General features: G+C 37.4%; 8 protein-coding genes and 1 pseudogene. 7 read left to right on the top strand and 2 right to left on the bottom strand.

The window, feature by feature from the left end; genetic code table 11:
• Window positions 1-521: 521 nt before the first annotated feature.
• From A7967_RS14970 to A7967_RS14950, 7 genes and pseudogenes are all read left to right on the top strand, one after another.
• A complete protein-coding gene (locus A7967_RS14970; RefSeq protein WP_064435829.1) occupies window positions 522-833 on the top strand; it encodes a hypothetical protein in 312 nt (103 codons plus the stop codon).
• A 289-nt stretch (window positions 834-1,122) separates the two neighbouring features.
• Window positions 1,123-1,455 carry a type II toxin-antitoxin system RelE/ParE family toxin gene (locus A7967_RS14965; RefSeq protein ID WP_064435828.1) on the top strand — a complete coding sequence of 111 codons (333 nt, stop codon included), beginning with the start codon at window positions 1,123-1,125 and terminating at the stop codon, window positions 1,453-1,455.
• Window positions 1,442-1,756, top strand: coding sequence for a helix-turn-helix domain-containing protein (locus A7967_RS14960; RefSeq protein WP_064435827.1), 315 nt, complete (start codon window positions 1,442-1,444; stop codon window positions 1,754-1,756). The genes A7967_RS14965 and A7967_RS14960 overlap by 14 nt, the downstream gene beginning before the upstream one ends.
• A gap of 401 nt (window positions 1,757-2,157) precedes the next feature.
• A pseudogene (locus tag A7967_RS23720) lies at window positions 2,158-2,413 on the top strand (transposase); the annotation flags it as partial.
• A 302-nt stretch (window positions 2,414-2,715) separates the two neighbouring features.
• Window positions 2,716-2,904 carry an ATP-binding protein gene (locus A7967_RS23645; protein ID WP_082916339.1) on the top strand — a complete coding sequence of 63 codons (189 nt, stop codon included), beginning with the start codon at window positions 2,716-2,718 and terminating at the stop codon, window positions 2,902-2,904.
• A 228-nt stretch (window positions 2,905-3,132) separates the two neighbouring features.
• Window positions 3,133-3,561, top strand: a complete 429-nt coding sequence (locus A7967_RS14955) for a hypothetical protein (protein ID WP_064435826.1) — start codon at window positions 3,133-3,135, stop codon at window positions 3,559-3,561.
• Window positions 3,562-4,073: 512 nt separating this feature from the next.
• On the top strand, window positions 4,074-4,475 hold the full coding sequence (locus A7967_RS14950) for a hypothetical protein (protein WP_064435825.1): 402 nt from the start codon (window positions 4,074-4,076) through the stop codon (window positions 4,473-4,475).
• Window positions 4,476-4,701: 226 nt separating this feature from the next.
• Here the strand turns inward: A7967_RS14950 and A7967_RS14945 are convergent, their stop codons facing one another.
• Both A7967_RS14945 and A7967_RS14940 read right to left on the bottom strand, forming a co-directional pair.
• Window positions 4,702-4,911, bottom strand: a complete 210-nt coding sequence (locus tag A7967_RS14945) for a hypothetical protein (protein ID WP_064435824.1) — start codon at window positions 4,909-4,911, stop codon at window positions 4,702-4,704.
• A 179-nt stretch (window positions 4,912-5,090) separates the two neighbouring features.
• Window positions 5,091-6,455 (bottom strand): serine hydrolase domain-containing protein, encoded by a 1,365-nt coding sequence (locus A7967_RS14940; protein WP_064435823.1) that lies wholly within the window; start codon window positions 6,453-6,455, stop codon window positions 5,091-5,093.
• Between the last annotated feature and the right edge of the window lie 171 nt (window positions 6,456-6,626).

The following is a 6,626-nucleotide window of genomic DNA, read 5'->3' as shown; positions in this document are numbered from 1 at the left end:
AGCGGTCAGCGGTCAGCGGTCAGCGGTCAGCGGTCAGCGGTCAGCGGTCAGCGGTCAGCGGTCAGCGGTCAGCGGTCAGCGGTCAGCGGTCAGCGGTCAGCGGTCAGCGGTCAGCGGTCAGCGGTCAAATTGTAAGTTAAAAGCCACAAGTTGCAAGAGAAAAGGAGCTAGTAAACAGCATAGGCCGTCGTTAAATTTATCACGTAGGTTGTGGTTGAGAGCAACGAAACCCAACGATGTAAGAATAAAACCCAGTGGCGGTTTAGAGCGTTCACCGGATATTGACTCAATATAATAGCTAATTGAGTGGTCAAACTGTTGTTCACACACAGATTCAGGAAAATCAGCGACGCGCGCATCTTTATCTACTTTATTTTGTATTAAAACTATAAAAAATTAACAGATAGTAATATCTTAGGTAATTTGTTAAAACTATATAAAGCATACACATGAGTGTGGCCAGAGCAGAAATATCCGCGATGCCCGCACTATAGAATTGTTAGGTTAACAAGGAGAGTTCAGTGGGTAATTTACTATTTAAAGAAAAATTAGTTGTAGCTTTTTGTTGGGGGGCTAGTTTTTTGTTTCTTGTGGCTGGTTGTTATGACTTTTTCAATTCTCAAACCAACATAAGTAATCTAGCTATTTCAACAGGCGTAGCAATAACTTTATTTGCTACAGGTTTAACTCCCCAAATGTTTTTTATGCCTTTCAAATCTGCTTTAAAAGAGATTCAATCGCCTATATTAGTCAAAGCCGAAATACAGCAATATTTAACATTAAGCGGTATAGTGGTTAGTTCTATTGGCTTGGGAGTGCAACTGTTAACCTAATCGGGTTTTCAAGACGGACAAATTACAGTTGGCTTTTTATTCGTGCCTAACTTATTTTAGCCAATTGCAATTTACCGCTTAAAACGGCGTTGAGGTTGTAGAATTACTCTTTTTTAAGAAAAACAGCCTGTTTTATGGGTTCCAAATGCATTACCTAATGCTTTAAAAACGCTTAGAGTTATCCTACAGCCTCGTTATAGCTTAGGTCAGCCTCGTCTTCTTAAAAATTAAAACTACGTTGATCACGTATAGCTTTGCGACCTGTACGTTACTTGCGTATACTTTGCATATGAAAAGTATATTTGTCGAATCGACCATATTTGAAAAGTACCGCAATGAGTATCTCAGCGATGAAGAGTTTAGACTTTTCCAAGCTGAGTTAATGTCTAACCCAAAACAGGGTGATGTGATTCAAGGTACAGGTGATTTGCGAAAAATTCGAGCTGCAAGTAAAGGTAAGGTTAAGCGTGGTGGCTCTCGTGTTATCTATTACTTCCTCGATGAAAAGCGTCGTTTCTACTTGCTGACAATTTATGGCAAGAATGAAATGTCCGACTTAACCGCAGACCAAAAGAAACAATTAAAGGCTTTTATGGAGGCGTGGCGTAATGAGCAATCGTGATCTATTTACAGAGTTAAGTTCATCTCTTATTGAGGCTAAAGAACATCCCAATGGTAAGTTAACCCTTAAAAATCATAAGCTTAAAGATGTGGGTGAGTTAGATATTTCACCTAATGAAATCATGAGTATTCGTGAACAATTTAATATGTCTCGTGGTGTGTTTGCGCGTTTACTGCATACATCATCTCGTACATTAGAAAATTGGGAACAAGGGCGTAGCGCACCAAATGGACAAGCGGTAACCCTTCTAAAATTGGTTCAGCGTCATCCTGAAACCTTGTCGCACATCGCTGAGCTATAATCGAGTAGCCGGAGGTCTCTAACCTCCAGCCCCCACACCACCCATCATGCGCTTTTTATTAGCAGGAAGTGCAATGGGCGCTTCATCTCCCGTAATGAATATTGATCCAAACATCTCTCAATGACACTAAACCTTGTGACGCTAAGTAATCATTGCCTAATGCAATGTTAATTCCTTTTGTTTTTGAGCTTCTACAAGGGCCTTCGCTTCCAAGCGCCTACTTTTGGTACTGGTGATACCACAGGCTATGGCCAGTCGTTCGTTAACACCCAATTTCATTAAACTGCGTACTTTAGTGCGTACTATTCCTTTTATAAAGAGCGCCATTGCCGCCAGTAGCGCATTCTTATCCTATGTTGAATCTAATGTTCTAAATCCACCGTTAGTAGATAAGTCTTGGTAGGTTGAAAATGAACTACATTGACAAAATGAAGGTCAAAATAGACAGCCCACAGGGGCGACGACAACTTTTTATTGAAGGAATGGTAAAAGGTTAGGCTGTATAGAGCCTGCTTTCCTTATGGTAAAAAGCGAAATATTACAGTCAATAAAGGAATGAACAAATTGACCTTACGGGGTCAAACGAAAGTGAATGCCCAATGGCAACTGTATTGTTTAGTTCATAATCTAGAAAAGCTGCAAAACACGATACATTAATAATGGGTAACCCCTTACCACCTCAAATAAGCCACTTAAACACCTGTCATACCTTCCAAAACACCAATTAAAGCAACAGCAAATCCTCTTTTTATATTTTTACGTGAAAGTCAGTTGTCGATTGAATCGAAATAGGAACTCGGCTATGGTTAATACATCAATAAAAATAAATTAAAAACGAGTTATTCTACAGGCTCGTTAAATTTTCCATCAAGTATATGAGTTTATTCATAAAGGATTAAAATGAGCAAAGCAGAAGTTAATACTAAAGGGATTAAGAATAGGCTTAAAAGCATCGAGCAATTGCAGAGTATATTTGGAACGGTTTCGATGCTGGTGCTAATACAATAGAAATTGATTATCTTGCTACAGAGGTTGGAGATATTTATGATTTTTCAATTTCTGATAATGACAAAGGTATGCCACTCAAAGAAGTTTACAATAAATTGAAACCAGTTTTATCTTCAGAAAAACGAGATAGTGAGGTTTAGCACACTTTAGTTCATGGAAAGAATGGCTTAGGAAAACTTACATTTTATCACTTTTCTCAAACTGCTCTCTGGAGAACTTGCTACAAAAAAGACGGTAAGTTTTTCGAATATACAATTACAGCTGATGAGTCACAAACGGTCTGATCAATGTCTGTTTAAGATGGATGTTTTCTGTTCTGATAATTGTGTAAATATTCACATTGATAATAAAACTTCTAGGGGAATTACATGTTAAAATTAATATCATTATTTTTCTTCTTGCCGGTATTTGCTACTCAAGCTGAAGAGTTAATTGCTTTCAAAAATAAGAGTAGTATATATTTTGTTTTTGATAATGGTGAATATATGCCGGAAAAATATTATCCATATGTATTCATTGTTGGTTCATGTAAACAAAAATCCAATATATGCCCAATTGTGATAGATAAGAATGGTAATGTAGTCGATACACTCCTATCTTTGGCGAATTTCGATATGTCACATAGTAAAGTTGTAAAAACACCTAGATTCAATGTATATGGTTCTAAGGTAGATTTGGATTGGATTAAGGAATGGCATAAACTTAAAAAAGGTGAATATAAAATAAAATTTAGGTATATGGATTGGAAAAAGAATAAATATTTAGATAGTAATTTTGTTAGTTTTAAAATTGATTAATAGTAAGCGCTCAATTCTCCGCGTATATTGACACGCACAAGCTGGTTAATTTCTGTTGATATTCCATGGTGCAGTGCTTCGATCTGCTCGACTGTTTCAGCATAGAGTAATCGGATCAGATCTTGTCTTCAGACATCAAAATCACTAACTCGCGCTAACGGGCACAAAGCAATCTAATTTTTACCTCTATTATTTATATATTTTATGCTTTATTAATCACTTAGTCTCTTTGTGAATAATTCACCTAATTTTTTCACCAAGGTTATTTCTTAAAAAATGTACCAACCGAAGCGCGAGATAAACTCCCGCCTACAACATAACACGCGTCTTAGCTTCTGTTACCAAGCTCTTAGCATTAAAACAACACCAAGTCCTCTTTTTATATTTTACGTAAAATCAAAGTAACCGATTGAACCAAAATAGGAACCCAGCTATGGTTGAACCATCAATATAAAATAGCTTAAAAACGAGTTATCGTACAAGCTCGTTAGGCTTTTAGAGGGTTACTAGTTATGGATCACACTAAGTTGTTAGCTCTGGGATCAATCATTGCTGTATTTCACATTTTGGTCAACGCCCATATATCGAAAGAAATTCATCAATGGGTACCTTCATTGCAAAAGCGTTTAGTCTTGTTTCTTTGTGTTTGGTTTATACCTGTTATTGGAATTGCTGTTGCGTACAAAACTCTTAACTTGGATTGGTTCAAAAAGAAAAATAAAAGCACTGTTTCAGGTCAGAGTTCCGTCAGCGGAGCTTTCTTAGAAGTAGATGCTATTTTCAACCCAGGAAAAAAACACGTGGTAGAAGCGCAACAAAAAGAAGTCATCGAAAAGAAAGAAGACGGTGAAATGTTTAATAACAAACCCGATATAAGTGAATTAAAATCAACTAAGAAAACAGCCGTCCTATGACTTGTTTTATTAATAGGAAGTGCAATGGGCAGCCCACCTTCCGTAATAAATATCTCTCAATGACGCTAAACCTTGTGAAGCTAAATAGTCATTGCGCACTGTAAGCTGTAAGTTTCAATCAAACTCGTGACGTGTTTAGTTTTGTGTGCCAACAAAGAGCTAGGGCGTGTTGACCTTTCGTGATTGATTTTGCAGCAGACTGTGTGGTATTTAGGCAAGGCAGAGCCTAAGTCGTGTGGTTGCTCCCCATAAATATTAGAGTTCCTCCACAAGCCAGTGCATAACACTGTTCATTGTGTTGCGCACCAGCTGATGTTAATCCATACTTTTTACCTGTTGTGCTGTCTAACTGGGATGAGAACATCATACCTTCAGAAAATACGGCTATTCGGCCCTTCCCTAGCTCCAAAACAGCTCCTTGGCTCCACCCATCCATAGAAACTCTTGGTGTATTCGAATTAACCTGAAATGGCGCCTCCGGTTCCGTTGAGATTACACCTGCAGCTAAATTTAAAAAGGAAATTGCACTTTTTGGAGGCTTAAATGCCTATTCATATTTTAAATTCAACAAGAAAATAAAATTACTTATAAAAATTAAAGGTTAAAATAAAGTATTTATAGCTTTATTAAAGGGGCTTGTTCGCCATGATATAGTGACACTGGCACTATTTCATTTGTGCCATTATTATCTCTAAGCTGAAAATAGTTTTCAGTGCATTCGTAAGAGTAGGCATTATTCTCTCGTGGAATAATCTTTCGTTTTTCTTCTCCCTCATAATGAGAATAAAGAACATTATTTTCATATGATATAGTCAACATTTTCATGTCAGCTGATTGATAGCGTCCAATTAAAGATCTAGCTGTACGGGCTGCTTTTTCCCCTTTTACAGGCTGAGGCGATAAATTCAATTGCAAAGCGATCATATCTAATAAAGCTGGACCAGGGTGCTTACTATCAATATTGGCAAATGCTGTAGCTGTTAAATCTACCGTTGGAAAATAAACATGCCATGTAAAAAAACCAGGCACAATTCCTTGATGACTAAAGCTATTTAATCCACTTATGGGATATACATCTACACCATACCCGTAGTTTATTCTGTCTTTATTTATCAATGCTGCTTGGGTCGTCATTAATTGGAAGTTGTGCGCTGAAATAACTTGCCCCGATTTTAATGCGTTTTGCCATAAGCTCATATCTGCAAGCGTAGAGGCAATTGCTCCAGCTGAAGCAATCCAACTACGGTCTACATTCCATTTTCTCTGTATGGATTGCTCAGGTGATAGGTATTGATCGGGTTTATTTGGTTCGCTTGTATAACCCTTGACCTCACCTGTCGTTGTTCCTTTAGTAATAACAAACGTGTTATTCATTTTTAGTGGTGTAAAAAAGGTTTGAGATAGAAACTGCTCATAAGAAACACCCGAAGAGGCTTCAATCACTTTACCTAAAAGCACATAGCCCAAATTTGAATAGCTATATTCCATTCCCGGTTTCGACAGCACTGATTGCTTGCTGATACTCTTTATAACTTGATCTAATGGTGCATATTGATCATAAAGTGCAGTAACGTGAGGGTCACCTAAGTAATCGGGTAGGCCTGATGTATGACTTAAAATTCGTTCAATACTTAAATATTTATATTCTGGATTAATATCGGGAATATACTTTACCAATGAATCCTGTAGTGACAATTTCTTTTGCTCAGAAAGCTTTAAAATAGCCGCTGCGGTGAATGTTTTTGTCACTGAGCCGATTTGAAATACGTCATCTACATGAAGCTCTCTCAATGTAGTCATATTTGCCAAACCAATAGCACCACTATAAGCAAGTGAACCCGATTGCTCTAGTCTAATCGCCATACCCGGCGCGTCAGCTGAATTATGACACGCGAGTACAGCCTCGAACTTTGACTCTTGTGCTTGTGCACTTAAGGTATATATGGCCAAAAAGAAACCTATGGTAATATGCTTTTTCACAAGCTTTGCCCTCTCATTATTAGCCTGTAAATTGTTAAATACAGACTTGATTACAGATGTAATCAAAAGTATTACACTTGTAATCAATTTGGGCAAGTGTTTGTTTTTTATAACGCGCCTGTTGTAAAAAAATAATGAGATTGCGTTTTACTTTTTGCTTATCACATTTTA

This window comes from Pseudoalteromonas neustonica (genome assembly GCF_001653135.1).
Lineage (GTDB): Bacteria > Pseudomonadota > Gammaproteobacteria > Enterobacterales > Alteromonadaceae > Pseudoalteromonas > Pseudoalteromonas neustonica.
The sequence above is the reverse complement of the archived record's forward strand: the minus strand, read 5'-3'. Positions and strand labels throughout refer to the sequence as shown.